General features: G+C 60.0%; 2 protein-coding genes and 2 pseudogenes. All 4 read right to left on the reverse strand.

Features of this window, described 5'->3' with window-relative positions; genetic code table 11:
- Nucleotides 1-311: C40 family peptidase (locus AO388_RS26700; protein WP_177343147.1), on the reverse strand; the 311-nt coding region annotated here is incomplete at its 3' end.
- 2 nt (nucleotides 312-313) lie between these two features.
- Nucleotides 314-898: pseudogene (locus AO388_RS30135) on the reverse strand (phage minor tail protein L).
- Between the two features lie 36 nt (nucleotides 899-934).
- Nucleotides 935-1,279 carry a phage tail protein gene (locus tag AO388_RS26710; protein ID WP_003370691.1) on the reverse strand — a complete coding sequence of 115 codons (345 nt, stop codon included), beginning with the start codon at nucleotides 1,277-1,279 and terminating at the stop codon, nucleotides 935-937.
- Nucleotides 1,279-1,614, reverse strand: a pseudogene (locus tag AO388_RS26715) (tail tape measure protein); the annotation flags it as partial. The pseudogene AO388_RS26715 and the gene AO388_RS26710, both read right to left, overlap by 1 nt.

A 1,614-nucleotide genomic window follows, 5' to 3' on the forward strand; every position in this document is an offset into this window, starting at 1 on the left:
CCGCTCGGCTTGAACCACTGAATGTCACCGCCAGGCCAGCCCACAATCGCCCAAGGCAATTCATGCAGCTCGCAGCTGACCAGATCGGTCATGCTCGGTGTTGCGGCGCGGTCCGGGTGGCTGTGCACGATGGCCAGCACCTCGCCCCTGTCTTCTGCCGCCGCAGCGTCGTGCTTGTCGATCAGGAAGTGCTGCAGCGGGTTGGTGGCCACGTTGCCGCACGGTACGTACTCACGACCACAGGCCTCGGCCGGGTGTGACTGCTCGGCGTGCGCCCGCATGGCGTTCTGAAGCTTTTGATTGATTCGCATGGTTACCCCTTGGCGATCAGGCTTGCGCCCATGGAGCCGCCGAACCGGCGGGTATTGCCGCGCAACTTGCAGCTGCTCCACCAGCCNCCCAGCGGCACAACTTGGTGATCTGCTGGGACGGCAGCTGCTGGCCTTCCATGTCGATGGGGCTGGAAAGCTCGAAACCGACCGCCGAAAAGTTCTCTTCGGTCTTCTGCTCGATTCTCCACAGGCTGGTGCGGCTCTGATCAGCAGCATCCGGATTGCCGCCGTCGAAGTTCGCGGCATCCAGGAAGTGCTATCACCTTGAAGCTCGCCCCGGCCAGATCCTTGAACTGCAGGCAGAGAGCAGAAACAGCTCGCGGAATACCCGACAGCTCGTTGGCCAGCCTGAGCTTTGGTGTGGCTGGGCGGCCATCACCACGGATATCTAAACCGGTGACCTCGATCTGAATAGGCGAATACAACTGGCCCTGCCAGATGATGTCGCCCTCATGCTCATGCCCGTGGAAGCGCCAGAGCGTGGCTCCCAGCCTCGTCGCATCCAGTTCGTACAGGCGAATCTGGTTGCCGGGCTCCAGCTTCTGGATGTCCGCGCTGTAAATCATGGTGGTTACCTACGAAAAACCCCGCACTTGGCGGGGTCAGGGTTTGGGGGTTTGCTTGAAGTTGGCGGAGATAGAGTGCAGGCCGCCACCGAGAGTATTTGGCTTGTATCCCTTAGCCTTGTAAAAGCCCTGAACCCCACCAGGTGGTGTCCATATGAATGACTTGTACCCTTCATGACGGTCTAGAAAGTCCCGTACCTGTTGCAGCTTCTGACCTGGGCCATACCTTCCAGTTACTGTTACGTCCCAAGCCTCAGTTCGGTTGTTTATTCCCACTCCACCAGATTGGGAGTAACCGTCCCCGAAGTCGTTCTCCCAGGTGCGTTGAGACACATCACCAGACGCGCCGACCTGCACATCGAAATCGAATGTTTCAGCCATTACGCGCGCCTCCAAAGACGACCGCCTTGGCGCATCTCTCTGTCCAGAAACTGCCCGAGCTGAGCCTCAAGTGCCGACGATATCGCCGAACCCTGTTTGGCCGCGTCCGCGTTAGTCATGCCGGGCTGAGCCTGGACATTCACTGGCGCGTTGATGGTGAAAGACGGCGCACCGCCAGTACCACTCCCGGCCTTATCAGCCAGGTACTTCGTCAGGTCGCGGTTTTGGTTCGGGTTGAGCACGCGCTCACCGCCATCGAGCAGCCAGGTGCCTTCCTTCGGGATGTTGTCCATACCGTTGTGGGCCATACCGGCGAGTGCAGATGCGGATACGGC

This window comes from Pseudomonas sp. ICMP 10191 (genome assembly GCF_001467335.1).
GTDB lineage: Bacteria > Pseudomonadota > Gammaproteobacteria > Pseudomonadales > Pseudomonadaceae > Aquipseudomonas > Aquipseudomonas cerasi.